Below are 16,937 nucleotides of genomic sequence, written 5' to 3'. Positions count from 1 at the left end.
ACACTAAGGGGTGATGACCCGCAGTGCGTTCGGGACGACCTCGCAGTGGACCGGCAGCGGCCCGACGCGCTCGCCGTCGGCGTACGCCAGCACCCCCGCGGACGCGAGACCGACCCGGCGCGCCGTGTACGTGCTGACCGCGGGGTGATCGACGTGGGTGCCCTTGTACAGCTTCGGCATGAGGAGCGGCACGACCCGACGGGGCACCGGCGCGATCACCGTCACGTGGAACAACCCGTCGTCGGGCACAGCATCGGGACAGATCCGCAGACCCCCGCCGTACTGCCCGGTGTTGCCGACGGACACGAACATCGCCTCGAGCTGCCGCTCCTCACCGTCGAGCTCCAGCAGGAACCGCAACGGCCGGAACGCGCGCAGCTCGAGCGCGATCGCCACGTTGTACCGCATCCGGCCGCGCGGCCAGCGCATCGTGTTGGTGCGCTCGTTGACCGCGGAGTCGAACCCCGCGTACAGCACCCCGGCGAAGTACTCCGCTCCCACCCGGCCGAGGTCGATCGTACGGACCCGGCCGGCGAGCAGGGTCGCGGTCGCTTCGGCGGTGTCGACCGGCACGTCGAGCGCCCGCGCGACGTCGTTGCCCGTCCCGGCGGGGACGAGGCCGAGCGGGACCTCGGTGCCGGCCAGCGCCTGCACCGCCAGATGGAGGAGGCCGTCGCCACCCACCGCGACCAGCATCTCCGGCTCCTCGCCGGCGACCTTGCGTGCCACGTCGAGCGCCTCGTCGGCGTCACGACCCTGCACCATGCGCACGGACACCCCGGCCCCCCTGAGCCGGTCGGCGGCCTCCCTGGCCACCCGCAGGCCGTGGCCCTTGCCTGACGTGGGGTTGACCAGCAGCACCGCCTCGGAACGCATGGCCGGACTCTATCCGCCCGTCGGTGGGGAGACAGCCCGTGACCAGTCCTCTTTCTCCAGTGCGCTCAGGTCGCGTTCGGCGGCCGGTTCACCACGAGCGCGGGTCAGGCGTCCGTGCGGTTCATCTCCAGGGGGGAGGCCTGGTCGTCGTCGAGCTCGTCGTAGGCAGCCTCGACGCTGCCGACGCCGCGACGCCGGTCGTTGAGGTACGCGAGCAGCACCGACGCCTCGAACAGGACCGTCATCGACAGGCCCAGGGCGAGCATGCTGAACGGGTCCTGGCTGGGCGTGGCGACCGCGGCGAACACGAAGATCAGCAGGATGGCGCGGCGCTGCCACTGCTTGAGCCTGGCGAACGTCAGCACGCCGGCGAGGTTGAGCAGCAGGATCAGCAGCGGCAGCTCGAACGCCACGCCGAAGATCGCGATCATGGCGGCGGTGTAGGTCATGTACTGATCGATGCCGATCAGCGTGCCGTACTCGTCCGGTACGAAGGAGAGGAGAAGGGCGAGGCCCTTCGACATCACCAGGTAGGCGAGCACCGCACCGAGGAGGAACAACGGCACCGCGGTCAGCACGAACGCCAGCGACCACTTCCGCTCGTTGCGCCGCAGCCCCGGGGTCACGAAGCCCCAGATCTGGTAGAACCACACCGGCGACGACACGACCACGGCCACCAGCGCCGACACCTTCAACCGGATCAGGAACGGCTGGAAGATGCTCGTGAAGTACAGCGGACAGCCGGGAGTGCCACCCACGTCCTCGATCGCCCCCGCCGGCGGCGGCTGCACCTGAGCGTCCCCGGACATCTCACAGAACGGCCCGGTCAGGAACCCGAAGATCGGCTTGTAGAGGAACCACGCCACGATCGTCAGCACGAGGATCGCAAGCAGCGCGATCGCAAGCCGGTTGCGCAGCTCACGCAGATGCTCGCCGAGCGTCATGCGCCCCTCGGGATCGCCCGAACGCGGCGAGCGGAACACCCCGAGCAGGCGGACGAGTGGAGAGGCCACCGGGTCCGCCGCCTACCTAACGCTGCTCGGCGGCGCGCTGCGTCTGACCCGACTCCGACGACTGCCCCGGACGCCACTCGTCCCCGGGCTTGGTCTCCGACAGCTGCTGCGGCGACTCGGCGGGCTTGGCGTCCTTGTCCTTCTCCTCGGTCGCGTCGTCGTCCTGCATGCCCTTGACCTCGGACTTGAAGATGCGCATCGACCGCCCCACCGACCGCGCGAAGGTCGGGAGCTTCGTCGCGCCGAAGAGCACGACGAGTGCAACGGCGATGATGATGAGCTCCGGGGCCCCAATGTTCGGCATCTGGTCCTCCAGGTTCGCGGCCCGCAGGTCGCACGATTGCCGGATCTTCATGCTACTCCGCCCCGACGATACCCACCCACCTCGCCGAGTGACAGCACGCAGGGCGAACGTTCGATCCGCGTCTACCTGACGGTACGGCCGTCTCGTGCCTCATACGCGGCAAGCGCGGCGCGCGCGTCATCTCGGACCTGCGCGACGAGGTCCGGCGGGTCGACCACCCGGCCCGTGCTGCCCAACCGCAGGGCCAACCGCCGCACCCATCGCGTGTCGGGCGTGCGGAGTGCGACCTGCAGTCCTCCGTCCTCACTCTCCGTCACGGACTCGCAGGGGTAGTAGTCGGCCACCCACCGCGCCGCGCGGCCGAGCTCGAACGTGACGAGCGTGTCCTGCATGGACGGGCGGAACAGCCCTTCGTCGATCTCCCGCGGCTGCGCGGTCGGGGGGATCTCCGCGGGATCGCCCGTCTCGGCGATCTCGACCACCCGGTCGAGCCGGAACAGGCGGACGTCGTCGACCCTGCGGCACCAGCCCTCGAGGTACGACCTGCCGTCGGCGACGAGCAGTCGGATCGGGTCGACGTCACGCTCGGTGACCTCGTCGCGGCCCGGCACGTAGTACGACAGGTGCAGCCGCCGCTGCCCCTCCAGGGCGCGCCGGACGACCGGGACGACGCGATCCTCGCTCTCGACCTCGACGGCGACCTGGCCGGTCTCGCCCACGGCGTCGGTGGCGGCGCGCTCGAGCTTGGCGACGGTGCGGTCGAGCGCGTCGCGATCGGCGAGGCCGGAGATCTCGGCCAGCGTGCGCAGCGCGACCAGGAGGGCCGCCGCCTCGCCGAGATCGAGACGCAACGGCCTGGCGATCGTGTCAGCGTTGCTGATCGTGATCGCGCCGCCCTCGTAGTCGACCTCGATGAGGTCGGCCGGGGTGTATCCGGGCAGCCCGGACACGAACACCAGGTCGAGGTCGTCGATCAGCTGCTCCTCCGACACGCCGAAGGTGCGTGCCGCGTCGGCCAGGGCCACGCCCTGGTGCTGCTGGAGGTAAGGCACGAGCGCGAGCAGCCGCGCGAGCCGCCGGCTGCTGGTGTCGGACGTCACCGCGCCTCCCCGTACGCCACGGCCTCGAGCCGCTCCAGCACGGCCTTGCGCAGGTCGTCGGGCTCCAGCACGACGACGTCGGCACCGTGTGCGGCGACCATGTCACCGAACCAGTCGGTGCCGGTGAACTCGACGTCGACCTCGTCCCAACCGTCACCCTCGACGAGCCGGGCGGACTGCCGGCGCAGCGCGAAGCCGGCGCCGGCGCGGACCCGCAGGGTCGCGGTGCGCCACGCCGCCCGCTCGGCGTAGTGGCTCACGACCCGCCGGACGTCGGCGCCCTCCGGCACGGTGACCGTGCCCGGCTGACCGGCGCGCGTGACCTCGCCGACGACGCGGTCGAGACGGAACACGCGCTCCGCCGCGCGGTCGCGGTCGTAGCCCGCGACGTACCACCGGCCGCGTCGTGACACGACGCCCCACGGCTCGATCGTGCGGGTGGCGGGCTGCTCGGCAGACGGCCGCTGGTACCCGAACCGCACCGGGTAGCGGTTGAGCACGGCCTGCCAGAACGGGAGGAACGCCGGCTCGCGTGCCCCCACCCTGGGCTCGATGCCGGGCATCGAGGAGTCGACGTCGATGCCGGCGGCCCGCAGCTTGAGCATCGCGCTCGACGCGGCCTGCGCGAGCGTGGCGTGCTGCCAGGTACGGGCCGCGAGCCCGAGGACCGCGGCCTCGTCGGGAGCGAACGTCAGTTCCGGCAGCTCGTAGACGTCGCGCCTGATCCGGTAGCCGGGGTTGCCCTCCCAGTCCTCCACCGTCTCCAGCGGGATGCCCAGCTCGCGGAGCTCGTCCTTGTCGCGCTCGAACATCCGCTTGAACGCGTCGAGCCCGCTGTCGGCGTATCCCTGCACCGACTCCCTGATGTGCTCCGCACTGATCGGCTGCCGGGTCGCGAGCAGGCACAGGACGAGGTTGAACAGCCGCTCGGTCTTCTTCCGCGACGCGACCATCACCCTCCCTCCACCGGCGCAGACTGTGACGCTAACAAAGCTCGCGGCGAGACGCCGGTACCCTTCCGGCGTGGTGCGGTGGAGAAGCGGTCTCGTCGTCGCGCAACGTCGCGAGTGGACGGGTGCGCTGGAGCTCGAGGTCGACGTCCGCGGCGAGGGCAGCCTACGCGCGCTCGCGTACACCGACGTCGTCGGACGTCCGCGACCCGGCGACACTGTCGTGCTCAACACCGGCGCCCTCGCCCTCGGCCTCGGTACGGGCGGGTACGCGCTCGTGGTCGCCGCGCCGGACCGGTTGCCGGCAGACGAGCCGCCGCGGCCCGGCCACCTGGTCAAGGCCCGCTACACACCGTCACAGCAGATCGTCCTCGGGGTCGACGAGCAGGACTCCGCGCACCACGAGGTGCTGCGGGACGCCGACGACCTCGGCGGGATGCCGGTCGTGGTCGCCGACCTCCACTCCGCCCTGCCCGCGATCCTCGCGGCGCTCCGCCTCGACCGCCCGGACCTCAGGGCCGCCTACGTCATGACCGACGGCGGCGCCCTGCCGCTGGCGTTCTCCCGCACCGTCGCGGCCCTGCGCGACGCGGGCTGGCTGGCCGGCACGGTCACGGTCGGACAGGCGTACGGCGGCGACCTCGAGGCCGTGACGGTGCACACCGGGCTGCTCGCCGCGCGCCTCGTGCTCGGCGTCGACGTTGCGATCGTCACCCAGGGGCCCGGCAACCTCGGCACGGGCACGCGCTGGGGATTCTCCGGGGTGGCCAGCGGCGAGGCGGTCAACGCCACCGCGACGCTCTCCGGGCGCCCTGTCGGCACGCTGCGCGTCTCCGCCGCCGACCCCCGCGAACGGCACCGGGGCGTGTCGCACCACAGCCTCACCGCGTACGGACGCGTGGCGCTCGCCGCGGCCGACATCCCGGTCCCCCGGCTGCCCACCGGCGAGTTCGCCACCCGGGTACGCGAGCAGGCGGCGACGCTCGGCGTGCGGCACCGGATCGTGGACGTCGACGTCGACGGGCTCGACCAGGCGCTACGCGCGACGCCCGTGCGCCTCTCGTCGATGGGACGCGGCCTCGACGAGGACCGCGCCTACTTCCTCGCCGCGGCGGCCGGCGGCCGGCACGCGGCGTCGCTCGTCAGAGCTTCGTCAGCTTCGTGACGACGAAGACCTCACCCATCATGCAGTGGCTCACCATGCCCTTGGGCGCGTGGCGGCCGGTGACGCGGACCTTGCCGAGGTTCTCGCTCGAGCCGCCCTTGGCGAGGGCCTTCGCCTCGTCGCCGGCGAGCTCGTAGGTCTTGCCCTTCGCCCGCAGGCCCACGCAGCCGGGCTCGACACCACGGACCGCGGTGCCGGTGATCGTCACGGTCTTGCCGGTGACCGTCGGCTTGGTGTGCGACGGCTCGCTGGGCTCGGGGCCGCTCGACGAGCCGGACGGCCCGGTCGACGGTTCGGTGGCCGATGTCGCCGGCACGGACGTCGAGGCGGACGACGAGGCACCGTCGGCCGATCCGCCTGCCCCGTCCGTCCCGCCGCACCCGGCGAGGAGGACGGCCGACGCCGCGACCGCGACGCCGAACGGCAGAAGTACGCGATGTGCACTCATGCCCACTAGAACGTCCCGCCACCCCGAAATGGTTGTCGCCCCGCTCTGCCCTCGCCGGGGTCCCCAGCGAGGTCAGGGGTTGACGGCGAGGAACAGGAACGCCGCGAGCAGGACGAGGTGGACGCCGCCCTGGAGTCGGGTGGCGCGGCCCGGCACCACGGTGAGGACGCTCACCACGACGGTCAGCGCGAGCAGCACCAGCTGCGTGGCGCCGAGCCCGAGCAACAACGGTCCGTCGAGCCAGATCGACGCCAGCGCGATCGCGGGGATGGTGAGCCCGATGCTCGCCATCGCCGACCCGTACGCGAGGTTGAGGCTGATCTGCACCCGCTGCCGGTGGCCCGCGCGGACGGCGGCGAGGGTCTCAGGGAGCAGCACGAGCAGGGCGATCACGACGCCGACGAAGGAATGCGGGAACCCCGCGGCTCCGACGCCGGCCTCGATCGCCGGCGACTCGACCTTTGCCAGGCCGACGACGGCGACGAGCGCCGCGAGCAGCAGGCCGAGGCTCGCCAGCGTCGCGCGTCCGGTCGGTGGCGCCGCGTGCTCCCCCGCCCCGCCGGTGCCGACGGGCAGGAAGAAGTCGCGATGCTGAACCGTCTGGGTGATCACGAACATGCCGTACAGCGCCAGCGACGCGAACGCGGCGAACGTGAGCTGGGCGGGCGAGAACTCCGGCCCCGGGCGCGAGGTGAACGTCGGCAGCACGAGGCTCAGCACGGCCAGCGTGGTGACGGTCGCGAGCGCGGCGCCGGTGCCCTCGGCGTTGAACAGGGTGGTGCCGTGGCGCATGGCGCCGACGAGCAGCGAGAGCCCGATGATGCCGTTGCACGTGATCATCACCGCCGCGAACACGGTGTCGCGTGCCAGCGACTCCGTCCCCGATCCGCCGAGACCATGAGCGTGACGATCAGGGCGACCTCGATCACCGTGACGGCGACGGCGAGCACCAGCGACCCGAACGGCTCGCCTACCCGCAGGGCGACGACCTCGGCGTGGTGCACCGCCGCGAGCACGCCCCCGGCGAGGACCACGGCGACCAGTCCCACCACGACGGGCGCGAGGTCCCTGCCCCAGCACAGGACGAGGACGACGAGCGCGAGCAGCGGGGCGACGACGGTCCACCACGACAGCGGTGAACGGGTCGCGCCGGCCATGGGGTCACTGTGTCAGACCGGCACGCCATCGCCCGGCGACCCACGCCGACGCACGGTCAGCCCGGTAGCCCCGCACGCCGGCGGTGCCGCGGTCTCACGCCGACCGCGAATCCGCCGAGAGCGAGCGGCGGGCCGCGACGCGGGACGCGGCCCGGGCGAAGGCGGCGACCGCGAGCGACGTGGTGCCCTCCGGCCAGGCCAGCACCAGGGTCGTCGTGGGAGCGTCGCGCACCGGCACGCAGACGACGTCGCGGCGCAGCTGGTCGGCGGCCGACTCGGGCACCACGGCGACCATGCGGCCGAGCGCGACGAGCTGGGCGAGGTGGCCGCCGTCGTGGACGGGCGGGCCGTCGGATGGCCCTCGCCCCGGCCAGACCGGCAGCGGCTCGTCGTCCAGGTCGGCCAGGCTCACGCTCGCCCAGCCCGCGAGCCGGTGGTCGCGCGAGACGACCAGCACCTGGCCTTCGTCCACGAGTTCTTCGGTGTCGAAGCCCTGCAGGTCGTTGCGCGGCCGGTGCAGCAATGCGAGATCGGCCGTGCCATCGCGCAGGAGAGCCTCGCGTTCGTCGAAGCGGCAGACGACGTCGACCGGGTGCGCGTCCGGTTCCCGTTCGTACTCCGCGAGGATGTCCGGCAGCAGGCCCGCGTCACCGCTGGGCTTCATCACCAGCACGAGCCGGCGGGCGACGCGGCCCGCGCGCTGCGTGCGCCGAGCGGCGGCGGCCACGGCGGCCAACGCCCTGCGACCGTCCGTGAGGAGGACCTCGCCGGCGTCGGTGAGTGAGATCCGGCGGCCGCTCCTGTCCACCAGCGGGACGCCGAGGCGCCGCTCGAGACGCTGGATCGCCCGCGACAGGGGCGGCTGCGCGATGCCGAGACGCTCCGCGGCACGGCCGAAGTGCAGCTCCTCCGCGACGGCAATGAAGTACCTGAGCTCGCGCGTCTCGAGGTCGTCCATACCCCCAGGGTATCGGTCCTGACCAGATCGGTCCTGGCTTCTCGCCCGTGCTCGGTGATGGAGTCGAGAGCATGGACGACATCGACATCTCCGCCCCGCGGACCGCCCTGGTCACCGGCGCGAACAAGGGCATCGGACACGAGATCGCCCGTCGGCTCGCCACCCTCGGCATGACCGTCTTCCTCGGCTCCAGGGACCCGGTCCGCGGTGCCGAGGCGGCTGCGGCGCTGCGCGCGGCCGGGCACGACGTGCGCCCGGTGACGCTGGACGTCACCGACCGTGCGATAGTCGACGCGGCCGCCGCACACCTCGCCGGCACCGTCGACCGCCTCGACGTGCTCGTCAACAACGCCGGGGTCGCCGGTGGCAGCGGTGCCCTCGCGCCGAGCACCGCCGTACCGGACGAGGTCGTCGACGTCTTCGCGACCAACGTGTTCGGTGTCCTGGCGGTCACGAACGCCATGCTCCCCCTGCTGCGCAGGTCGGCCGCGGCGCGGATCGTCAACGTCTCGAGCGACGTCGGCTCGATCGGCCAGATGACCGACCCGGACCACTACCTGTCACGCATGCCGGCCTCCGCGGGCTACGCCGTGTCCAAGACGGCGCTCAACGCGCTCACCGTCCAGTACGCCAAGGACCTGCGGGCGGAGGGGATCCTGGTCAACGCCGCGGCGCCCGGCGCGTGCCTCACCGACTTCACCCGGCATCTCGGCCTGCCGCTCACCAGGACCGCCGCCGACGGTGCGGCCATCGCGGTCCGGCTCGCGACGCTCGGCGCCGACGGCACGACAGGCGGGTTCTTCGACGACGACGGACCGGTGCCCTGGTGAGGACGGCGTGGCGGCGGCGCCGTCACATGCCGGCGATGAGCTTCTCGACCCGCTCGTCGACGGCGCGGAAGGGGTCCTTGCACAGGACGGTGCGCTGTGCCTGGTCGTTGAGCTTCAGGTGGACCCAGTCGACCGTGAAGTCCCTGCGCCGCTCCTGCGCCCTGCGGATGAACTCGCCGCGCAGGCGCGCGCGGGTAGTCTGCGGCGGGACCGACTTGGCCTCGAAGACGTCGATGTCGCGGCACACCCGTGCGACCGCTCCCCTGCGCTGCAGCATGTAGTACAGGCCGCGGTTGCGGTTGACGTCGTGGTACGCGAGGTCGAGCTGGGCGACGCGCGGCGACATCAGGGCGAGGCCGTGCTTCGCCCGGTAGCGCTCGATCAGCCGGTACTTGGTGACCCAGTCGATCTCGCGCTCGACGAGGTCGAGGTCGCCACCCGACACCGCCTTCAGCGTGCGGCCCCACAGGTCGAGCACCCGCTCGTCGGTCTCGGACGCGCCGTACCGGTCGACGAAGTCCATCGCGCGCTCGTAGTACTCGCCCTGGATGTCGAGCGCGCTCGCCTCGCGGCCGTTCGCCAGCCGGATCAGCCGCCGGCCGGTGATGTCGTGGCTGACCTCGCGGATCGCCCTGATCGGGTTTTCCAGGCCGAGGTCGCGGATCGACACCCCGGACTCGACCATGCGCAGCACGAGGTCGGTGGCGCCGACCTTCAGCAGCGCAGTCGTCTCGCTCATGTTGGAGTCGCCGACGATCACGTGGAGCCGGCGGAACCGTTCCGCGTCGGCGTGCGGTTCGTCGCGGGTGTTGATGATCGGACGCGACCTCGTGGTCGCCGACGACACGCCCTCCCAGATGTGCTCGGCGCGCTGGCTGACGCAGTACAGCGCGCCGCGCGAGGTCATCAGCACCTTGCCCGCACCGCAGATGATCTGGCGCGTGACGAGGAACGGGATCAGGACGTCGGCCAGCCGGCCGAACTCGCCGTGCCTGCCCACCAGGTAGTTCTCGTGGCAGCCGTAGGAGTTGCCGGCCGAGTCGGTGTTGTTCTTGAACAGGTAGATGTCGCCGGCGATGCCCTCCTCGCGCAGCCGCCGCTCGGCGTCGACGAGCAGGCCCTCGAGCACCCGCTCGCCGGCCTTGTCGTGGACGACGAGCTGGGTGACGTCGTCACACTCCGGCGTCGCGTACTCGGGGTGACTGCCGACGTCGAGGTAGAGCCGCGCGCCGTTGCGGAGGAAGACGTTGCTGCTGCGCCCCCAGGACACCACGCGACGGAACAGGTAGCGCGCCACCTCGTCCGGCGACAGGCGTCGCTGCCCGCGGAACGTGCACGTGACGCCGTACTCGTTCTCGAGACCGAAGATTCGCCTGTCCACGTGCACAGGCTACGTGGTCGAACCGACCGGTGAGGCGCGGCGACGCGATGTCGGCGGAATCTTCGCGCTCTCGTGACCGACGGCCGGCGACGCCTACGAGGTCGTCGGGCCGGTGCCGTTGCCGCCGTCGACGCCACCCTGGTCGTCCTCGCCCGCCGGTGTCTCGTCCGTCCCGTCCTGGGTGTCGGTGTCGGTGTCGGTGGCCTCGGGCTCGGGCTCGGCGGGTTGCGCGGTCTCGGCGAGCAGGCGTTCGAGAGCGGCGCCCTGGATGCGACGGAACGTGCGACCCTGCCGGGTGCGGTCGAGCACCCCCACCTCGAGCTCGTCGGCTCCCAGCTCGCGGCTGCCACCGTTCCCCTGGCTCCCGAGCGCCGTCACCGCGGCACGCAGCACGGCGGCGAGCGACTGGCCGCTCTGGTAGTGCTCGGACAGCGCGGACGCCACCTGGTCGGCCATGCCGCCCATGACGAGGTAGCCGCGCTCGTCCTGGACCGAGCCGTCGAAGGTCAGCCGGTAGATCTGGTCCTCGTATTCGGTCGCGCCGACCTCGGCGACCACGATCTCGACCTCGTACGGCTTGTGCGCGTCGGTGAAGATCGAGCCCAGGGTCTGGGCGTACGCGTTGGCGAGGCCGCGGGCCGTGACGTCGCGCCGGGCGTTGATGTAGCCGCGGACGTCGGCGAGCTTGATGCCGGCCTGCCGGAGGTTCTCGAACTCGTTGTACATGCCGACCGCCGCGAACGCGATGCGGTCGTAGATCTCGCTGATCTTGTGGAGGGTGCGCGACCTGGTCTCCGCGACGAACAGGATGCCGTCGTCGTACTGCAGGACGGCGGCGCTGCGCCCACGGGCGATGCCCTTGCGGGCGTACTCCGCCTTGTCCTTCATCAACTGCTCGGGCGAGATGTAGCCCAGCGGCATCGTCACGGCTCGATCGCTCCTCGGTCCTAGGTCGCGTGGATGGTCAGTCGCTCTCGCGCAACGGCGCGGCGGGGCCGTCGGGCCGGCGCATCCGGTCGTCCAGGATCTCCTGGACGAGGCGACCGATCTCGTCGTCGGCGTATCGCCGGAAGCCGTCGCCGGTGACCGAGACCACGTTGGGGAAGATCCCGCGGGTCATGTCGGGCTTCCCGGTCGCGGAGTCGTCGTCGGCCGCGTCGTAGAGCGCCTGCAGGACGGCGTAGACGGTGTCCTCCTCGCTGGCGTCCTCGCGGAAGAGCTTCTTCAGCGCGCCCCGCGCGAACACCGAGCCGGACCCCACCGAGTGGAACGCGTGCTCCTCGTAGCGGCCCCCGCTGATGTCGTAGCTGAAGATGCGGCCCTTGCCCGACTGCTCGTCGTAGCCCGCGAAGAGGGGGACCACGGCGAGACCCTGCAGGGCCATGCCGAGGTTGCCGCGGATCATCGTCGACAGCCGGTTGGCCTTGCCGTCGATGGACAGCGTCATGCCCTCGATCTTCTCGTAGTGCTCGAGCTCGACCTGGAACAACCGGACGATCTCGAGCGCGATGCCGGCGCTGCCGGCGATGCCCACGCACGAGTACTCGTCGGCCGGGTAGACCTTCTCGATGTCACGCTGTGCGATGACGTTGCCGGTCGTCGCCCGCCGGTCGCCCGCCATGACGGCACCGCCGGCATGGGTCGCGGCGACGATGGTCGTGCCGTGCCGGGTCTCCGTGAGCTCGACGGTGCCGGGCAACGTGCGCTGCCCGGGGAGCAGGTCGGGGTTGTAGCGCCTGAGGAACTCCGCGAACGAGGAGTTCCCTGCCGACAAGAACTCACCCGGCAACCTGCCCAGGCCGTCGAGATAGGGCGACACGTCACTCCTTCCGACCGTGTCCGCAGGGCGGGACACGGGTGAGGTCCGATGGGTGAGACGACCCTATTACCAATCGATTCGAAAGTAGCCTGCAACCCCGCCGCTTCGAGAGAACGGAGCCGCTACTGTCGAGTCGGGTTGGTAATCAGCCAGCACAGCCGGGGTCTACTCGCCGCCCTTCTGGACGTACTGGCGGACGAACTCCTCGGCGTTCTCCTCGAGCACCTCGTCGATGTCCTCGAGGATCGCGTCGACGTCTTCGTTGAGCTTCTCATGCCGTTCCTGGACGTCAGTGTCCGTCTCGGCCTCGACCTCTTCGGTCTCCTCCTTCTGCCGGTTGACGCGTCGCTGACCGCCGGCGGTCTCCTTACCAGCCATGACACCTCCAAGGGAGTCGCACACTCAGACACTATCGACTCGCGCGGCGAACCGGTCGACAACGCGTGGTCGGGGCGCGACTCGATACGGTGACGTGATCCGCCGGGTCAGTGCGGCTCGGTGAGGATCGCGACGAGCTCGCCCGCCGTGTCGCACCTGTCGAGCAGCTCGCCGACGTGCGCACGGGTGCCGCGCAGCGGCTCCATCATCGGCACCCGCTGCAGCGACTCGTGCTCGGGCACGTCGAAGATCACGGAGTCCCAGGAGGCGGCGGCCACCTGGTCGGCGTACTTCGCGAGGCACCTGCCCCTGAAGTACGCGCGGGTGTCCTCGGGCGGGTGCGACTCGGCGTCCGCGACCTCGTCGTCGGTGAACAGGCGCTTCATCGCGCCGCGCCCGACGAGGCGCGCGTAGAGGCCCTTCTCGGGCCGGATGTCGGTGTACTGGAGGTCGACGAGCTGCAGCCGCGGGTGATCCCACTCGAGCTTGTCACGTGTCCGGTAACCCTCGAGCAGCGCCAGCTTCGCCACCCAGTCGAGCTCCTGGCGCAGCTGCATCGGGTCGCTCGCCAGCCGGTCGAGCACGGACTCCCACCGGTCGAGGACGTCGCTGGTCACGTCGTCGACGTCGGTGCCGTAGCGGTCCTCGACATACTTGCGCGCCTGCTCGAGGTACTCCATCTGCAGCTGCAGGCCGGTCATGCGCCGACCGTCGTGCAGGGTCAGCTGGTGGGTGAGCCCCGGGTCGTGCGAGACCGCGTGGAACGCCGAGACCGGCTGCACGACGCTGAGGTCGTCGGACAGCCAGGAGTCCTCGATCATCGCCAGCACGAGCGAGGTGGTGCCGAGCTTGAGGTACGTGGCGATCTCGCTCATGTTCGCGTCGCCGACGATGACGTGCAGCCTGCGGTACTTCTCTGCGTCGGCGTGCGGCTCGTCTCTCGTGTTGATGAGCGGGCGCTTGAGCGTGGTCTCGAGACCGACCTCGACCTCGAAGAAGTCGGCCCGCTGGCTGAGCTGGAACCCGGTCTTGGTGCCGTCCTGTCCCCTGCCGACCCGGCCCGCACCGGCGAACACGGGCCGGCTCACGAAGAACGGCGTGAGGTGCCTGACGATGTCGGCGAACGGGGTCGCGCGGCGCATCAGGTAGTTCTCGTGGCAGCCGTACGACGCGCCCTTGTTGTCGGTGTTGTTCTTGTAGAGGACGATCGGCGGCGCCCCCGGCACCTGGGCGGACCGGCGGAGTGCCTCCAGCATCACCCGTTCGCCCGCCTTGTCCCACAGGGTGGCGTCGCGCGGGTTGGTGCACTCGGGCGCGGAGTACTCAGGGTGCGCGTGGTCGACGTAGAGGCGTGCGCCGTTGGGCAGGATGACGTTGGCGAGCCCGAGGTCCTCGTCGGTGAGCTGGCTGGCGTCGGCCACGTCGCGCTGGACGTCGAAGCCCCGGGCGTCGCGCAGCGGGGTCTCCTCCTCGAAGTCCCACCGCGCGCGGCGCGCACGCGCCGCCGCGGCCGTCGGGTAGGAGTTCACGATCTGAGACGACGTCAGCATCGCGTTCGCGCCCGGCTGACCGGGTACGGAAACGCCGTACTCGGTCTCGATGCCCATCACCCGGCGAACACTCACGCCCGCCTCCTCGTTACCTAGACTCCTAGAGGTACTGCCCCGTGTTGGCCACCGTGTCGATGGACCGGCCTTCCGAGACACCCTCCTTGCCGGAGACCAGGGTACGGATGTAGACGATCCGCTCACCCTTCTTGCCCGAGATCCGCGCCCAGTCGTCGGGGTTGGTCGTGTTGGGCAGGTCCTCGTTCTCCTTGAACTCGTCCACGATCGCCTGGAGCAGGTGCTGGACGCGCAGGCCCTTCTGGCCGGTCGACAGGAAGTCCTTGATGGCCATCTTTTTTCCCCGGTCGACGATGTTCTGGATCATCGCGCCGGAGTTGAAGTCCTTGAAGTACAGGGTCTCTTTGTCGCCGTTGGCGTAGGTCACCTCGAGGAAGCGGTTCTCCTCGACCTCGGAGTACATGCGCTCGACGATCCGGTCGATCATCGCCTGCACGCACGCCCCCGGATCCCCGCCGAACTCCCGCATGTCGTCGGGGTGCAGCGGGAGCTTCGCGGTGACGTACTTCGAGAAGATGTCACGCGCCGACTCGGCGTCGGGACGCTCGATCTTGATCTTCACGTCGAGGCGGCCGGGCCGCAGGATCGCGGGGTCGATCATGTCCTCGCGGTTGGACGCCCCGATCACGATGACGTTCTCGAGGCCCTCGACACCGTCGATCTCGCTGAGCAGCTGCGGGACGATCGTGTTCTCGACGTCGGAGCTGACCCCGGAGCCGCGGGTGCGGAAGATGGAGTCCATCTCGTCGAAGAACACGATGACCGGCGTGCCCTCGGTCGCCTTCTCCCTGGCCCGCTGGAAGACCAGGCGGATGTGCCGCTCGGTCTCGCCGACGTACTTGTTCAGCAGCTCGGGACCCTTGATGTTGAGGAAGTACGACTTGCCGTTGCCGCGACCCGTACGGTCGGCGACCTTCTTGGCGAGGCTGTTGGCCACCGCCTTCGCGATGAGGGTCTTGCCGCACCCGGGTGGGCCGTACAGCAGCACGCCCTTCGGCGGCCGCAGCTCGTGCTCCACGAACAGCTCGCGGTGCAGGTACGGCAGCTCGACGGCGTCGCGGATCTGCTCGATCTGGTTGCTGAGTCCGCCGATCGACGTGTAGTCGATGTCGGGCACCTCTTCGAGGACGAGCTCCTCGACCTCGGACTTCGGGATGCGCTCGTAGACGAAGCCCGACCTGGAGTCCATCAACAGCGCGTCGCCGGCGCGGATCTGCTGATCGCGCAGCGTGTCGGCGAGGCGCGCGATCCGCTCCTCGTCGGTGTGGCCGATCACCAGGGCGCGATCGCCGTCGGCGAGCAGCTCCTTGAGCGTGACGACGTCGCCGACCTGCTCGAACGAGAGGCTCTCGACGGCGTTCATCGCCTCGTTGAGCATCACCTCTTGGCCGGGCCTGAGCTGCTCGACCTCGATGTTCGGACTGGCCGTGACGCGTAGCTTGCGGCCACCGGTGAACACGTCGATCGTGCCGTCCTCGTTGACGCCGAGGAACGCGCCGAAGCTCGCCGGCGGCTGCGCCAACCGGTCGATCTCCTCCTTCAGCGACACGATGTGCTCGCGTGCCTCCCGCAGGGTCGCGGTGAGGCGCTCGTTCTGCGAGCTCTCCTGGGCGAGCGAACTCTCGGTCGCCGCGAGTCGATGTTCGAGTGTGCGAATGCTCCGTGCGGTCTCGGGACTGCGGCTCCGAGACGCGGCGAGCTCTTCCTCGAGGTACGAGATCTGCGCCGTGAGGTCGCGGACCTCCTGCTCGTGGCGCGCCGCGCGCGCTCCGTCCTGCTCGTCAGCTGACACGCGCGTTCACCTCCTCGCTCACACTTCCACCACTACGACCCTACAGGCGCAAGGGCCGTCGCGCAGAGTCTCATCGACCGTCCGTCGCAGATCAAGTCTCCGCTCCGCCCGCGCTGGCACCTTTCGCCGGACGCCTCTTCCTGGGCGGCGGTGCGACGCCCGGAGCCATCCGCCGCGCGGTCACGAGGAAGCCGGTGTGACCGACCATCCGGTGGTCTGGTCGGACGGCCAGACCCTCGACGTGCCAGCCGCGCATCATGGTCTCGGTCGCCGCCGGCTCGTCGAACTCACCGGTCTCACGCAGGGCTTCGACCACCCGGGAGAGCTGGGTGGTCGTGGCGACGTACGCGCACAGCACGCCGCCGGGGACGAGGACGCGGCTGACCGCGGCCAGGCAGTCCCACGGGGCGAGCATGTCGAGCACGACCCGGTCGACCTCGGGCTCGCGCAGACTCGCCGTCAGCTCTCCCACCGTCAGCCGCCATGCCGGGTGCGGACCGCCGAAGAACCGCTCGACGTTCTTCTTCGCGATGGCGGCGAAGTCGTCGCGCTGCTCGTACGACGCGACACTGCCGCTGTCGCCGACCGCGCGCAGCAACCAGCAGGTCAGCGCCCCGGAGCCGGCGCCCGCCTCCACGACCCGCGCACCGGGAAAGATGTCGGCGATCGAGACGATCTGCGCCGAATCCTTCGGGTAGACGACGGCTGCTCCCCTGCCCATCCGCAGGACGTAGTCGGCGAGCAGCGGCCGGAACGCGAGGTAGCCGCTGCCCGACGTGCTCTTCACGACGATCCCCTCGGGGTGTCCGAGCAGGTCGTCGTGCGCGATGGCGCCGTGGTGGGTGTGGAACTGCCTGCCGACCTCCAGGACGAGCGAGTGGCGCCTGCCCTTGGTGTCGGTCAGCTGCACCACGTCGCCCACGCGGAACGGCCCACGCCGATGCGCCAGCCCGGTGGGCTCGCCGGGCTCCTGGATGGGGACGGTCATCGCGCCACCGTATCCACCAGGTGGACGGCACCCTCACCGCGCTCCTCGACCCGTGAGGGGCACCCTCACCGCACCAGGGCACGGTGAGGGTGCCGTTCACGGGTGGGATCACACGGTGAGGGTGCCCCTCACCGTGTGCTGGAGAGCGACCGT

At 70.7% G+C, this 16,937-nt stretch carries 16 protein-coding genes and 1 pseudogene; 2 read left to right on the top strand and 15 right to left on the bottom strand.

Annotated features, from left to right (window positions below; genetic code table 11):
• Positions 1-3 precede the first annotated feature (3 nt).
• The 5 genes from GEV10_10840 to GEV10_10820 form a co-directional block, all read right to left on the bottom strand.
• The gene (locus tag GEV10_10840; GenBank protein MQA78954.1) at positions 4-876 is read right to left on the bottom strand and encodes a YegS/Rv2252/BmrU family lipid kinase; all 873 of its coding nucleotides are present in this window, start codon (positions 874-876) and stop codon (positions 4-6) included.
• 104 nt (positions 877-980) lie between these two features.
• Positions 981-1,820 (bottom strand): twin-arginine translocase subunit TatC, encoded by an 840-nt coding sequence (gene tatC, locus GEV10_10835; protein MQA78953.1) that lies wholly within the window; start codon positions 1,818-1,820, stop codon positions 981-983.
• A gap of 85 nt (positions 1,821-1,905) precedes the next feature.
• Positions 1,906-2,193, bottom strand: a complete 288-nt coding sequence (tatA, locus tag GEV10_10830; protein ID MQA78952.1) for a twin-arginine translocase TatA/TatE family subunit — start codon at positions 2,191-2,193, stop codon at positions 1,906-1,908.
• A gap of 122 nt (positions 2,194-2,315) precedes the next feature.
• Positions 2,316-3,293 carry a WYL domain-containing protein gene (locus GEV10_10825; GenBank protein ID MQA78951.1) on the bottom strand — a complete coding sequence of 326 codons (978 nt, stop codon included), beginning with the start codon at positions 3,291-3,293 and terminating at the stop codon, positions 2,316-2,318.
• A complete protein-coding gene (locus GEV10_10820; protein ID MQA78950.1) occupies positions 3,290-4,246 on the bottom strand; it encodes a WYL domain-containing protein in 957 nt (318 codons plus the stop codon). Before GEV10_10820 ends, GEV10_10825 begins: the two co-directional genes overlap by 4 nt.
• Between GEV10_10820 and GEV10_10815 the strand changes: the two genes are divergently transcribed.
• Entirely contained in the window at positions 4,158-5,408 is a 1,251-nt protein-coding gene (locus GEV10_10815) for a DUF3866 family protein (GenBank protein ID MQA78949.1), read from the top strand. The genes GEV10_10820 and GEV10_10815 overlap by 89 nt on opposite strands.
• Here the strand turns inward: GEV10_10815 and GEV10_10810 are convergent.
• From GEV10_10810 to GEV10_10800, 3 genes and pseudogenes are all read right to left on the bottom strand, one after another.
• A complete protein-coding gene (locus GEV10_10810; GenBank protein ID MQA78948.1) occupies positions 5,386-5,856 on the bottom strand; it encodes a hypothetical protein in 471 nt (156 codons plus the stop codon). The two genes, GEV10_10815 and GEV10_10810, sit on opposite strands and share 23 nt — an antisense overlap.
• Before the next feature lie 72 nt (positions 5,857-5,928).
• Positions 5,929-7,013 (bottom strand): annotated as a pseudogene (locus tag GEV10_10805) (ionic transporter y4hA).
• Positions 7,014-7,107: 94 nt separating this feature from the next.
• Positions 7,108-7,971: a LysR family transcriptional regulator gene (locus tag GEV10_10800; GenBank protein MQA78947.1), complete on the bottom strand. Its 864-nt coding sequence runs from the start codon at positions 7,969-7,971 to the stop codon at positions 7,108-7,110.
• Between the two features lie 71 nt (positions 7,972-8,042).
• Here GEV10_10800 and GEV10_10795 point away from each other — a divergent pair, with 71 nt between their 5' ends.
• Positions 8,043-8,801: an SDR family NAD(P)-dependent oxidoreductase gene (locus GEV10_10795; GenBank protein MQA78946.1), complete on the top strand. Its 759-nt coding sequence runs from the start codon at positions 8,043-8,045 to the stop codon at positions 8,799-8,801.
• A gap of 22 nt (positions 8,802-8,823) precedes the next feature.
• Here GEV10_10795 and pafA read toward each other — a convergent pair whose 3' ends face one another.
• The 7 genes from pafA to GEV10_10760 all read right to left on the bottom strand — a co-directional run bounded on the left by pafA (position 8,824) and on the right by GEV10_10760 (position 16,784).
• Entirely contained in the window at positions 8,824-10,182 is a 1,359-nt protein-coding gene (pafA, locus tag GEV10_10790; GenBank protein ID MQA78945.1) for a Pup--protein ligase, read from the bottom strand.
• A 93-nt stretch (positions 10,183-10,275) separates the two neighbouring features.
• Entirely contained in the window at positions 10,276-11,109 is an 834-nt protein-coding gene (prcA, locus tag GEV10_10785; GenBank protein ID MQA78944.1) for a proteasome subunit alpha, read from the bottom strand.
• Between the two features lie 37 nt (positions 11,110-11,146).
• Complete coding sequence (gene prcB / locus GEV10_10780; protein MQA78943.1) at positions 11,147-12,001, bottom strand: proteasome subunit beta; 855 nt, start codon at positions 11,999-12,001, stop codon at positions 11,147-11,149.
• Between the two features lie 165 nt (positions 12,002-12,166).
• Positions 12,167-12,379: a ubiquitin-like protein Pup gene (locus GEV10_10775; protein MQA78942.1), complete on the bottom strand. Its 213-nt coding sequence runs from the start codon at positions 12,377-12,379 to the stop codon at positions 12,167-12,169.
• A gap of 107 nt (positions 12,380-12,486) precedes the next feature.
• A complete protein-coding gene (locus GEV10_10770) occupies positions 12,487-14,004 on the bottom strand; it encodes a proteasome accessory factor PafA2 (GenBank protein ID MQA78941.1) in 1,518 nt (505 codons plus the stop codon).
• Positions 14,005-14,029: 25 nt separating this feature from the next.
• Positions 14,030-15,796 (bottom strand): proteasome ATPase, encoded by a 1,767-nt coding sequence (arc, locus tag GEV10_10765; GenBank protein MQA78940.1) that lies wholly within the window; start codon positions 15,794-15,796, stop codon positions 14,030-14,032.
• Positions 15,797-15,887: 91 nt separating this feature from the next.
• Entirely contained in the window at positions 15,888-16,784 is an 897-nt protein-coding gene (locus tag GEV10_10760; protein MQA78939.1) for a tRNA (adenine-N1)-methyltransferase, read from the bottom strand.
• Positions 16,785-16,937: the final 153 nt, after the last annotated feature.

The organism is Streptosporangiales bacterium (assembly GCA_009379955.1).
GTDB lineage: Bacteria > Actinomycetota > Actinomycetes > Streptosporangiales > WHST01 > WHST01.
The sequence above is the reverse complement of the archived record's forward strand: the minus strand, read 5'-3'. Positions and strand labels throughout refer to the sequence as shown.

What these genes read in the sequence shown, in the direction of transcription:
- GEV10_10840 (MQA78954.1), bottom strand. Translation starts at nt 876, where the DNA reads ATGCGTTCCGAGGCGGTGCTGCTGGTCAACCCCACGTCAGGCAAGGGC.
- tatC (MQA78953.1), bottom strand. Translation starts at nt 1,820, where the DNA reads ATGACGCTCGGCGAGCATCTGCGTGAGCTGCGCAACCGGCTTGCGATC.
- tatA (MQA78952.1), bottom strand. Translation starts at nt 2,193, where the DNA reads ATGCCGAACATTGGGGCCCCGGAGCTCATCATCATCGCCGTTGCACTC.
- GEV10_10815 (MQA78949.1), top strand. Translation starts at nt 4,158, where the DNA reads ATGTGCTCCGCACTGATCGGCTGCCGGGTCGCGAGCAGGCACAGGACG.
- GEV10_10820 (MQA78950.1), bottom strand. Translation starts at nt 4,246, where the DNA reads ATGGTCGCGTCGCGGAAGAAGACCGAGCGGCTGTTCAACCTCGTCCTG.
- GEV10_10810 (MQA78948.1), bottom strand. Translation starts at nt 5,856, where the DNA reads ATGAGTGCACATCGCGTACTTCTGCCGTTCGGCGTCGCGGTCGCGGCG.
- GEV10_10800 (MQA78947.1), bottom strand. Translation starts at nt 7,971, where the DNA reads ATGGACGACCTCGAGACGCGCGAGCTCAGGTACTTCATTGCCGTCGCG.
- GEV10_10795 (MQA78946.1), top strand. Translation starts at nt 8,043, where the DNA reads ATGGACGACATCGACATCTCCGCCCCGCGGACCGCCCTGGTCACCGGC.
- GEV10_10775 (MQA78942.1), bottom strand. Translation starts at nt 12,379, where the DNA reads ATGGCTGGTAAGGAGACCGCCGGCGGTCAGCGACGCGTCAACCGGCAG.
- GEV10_10760 (MQA78939.1), bottom strand. Translation starts at nt 16,784, where the DNA reads ATGACCGTCCCCATCCAGGAGCCCGGCGAGCCCACCGGGCTGGCGCAT.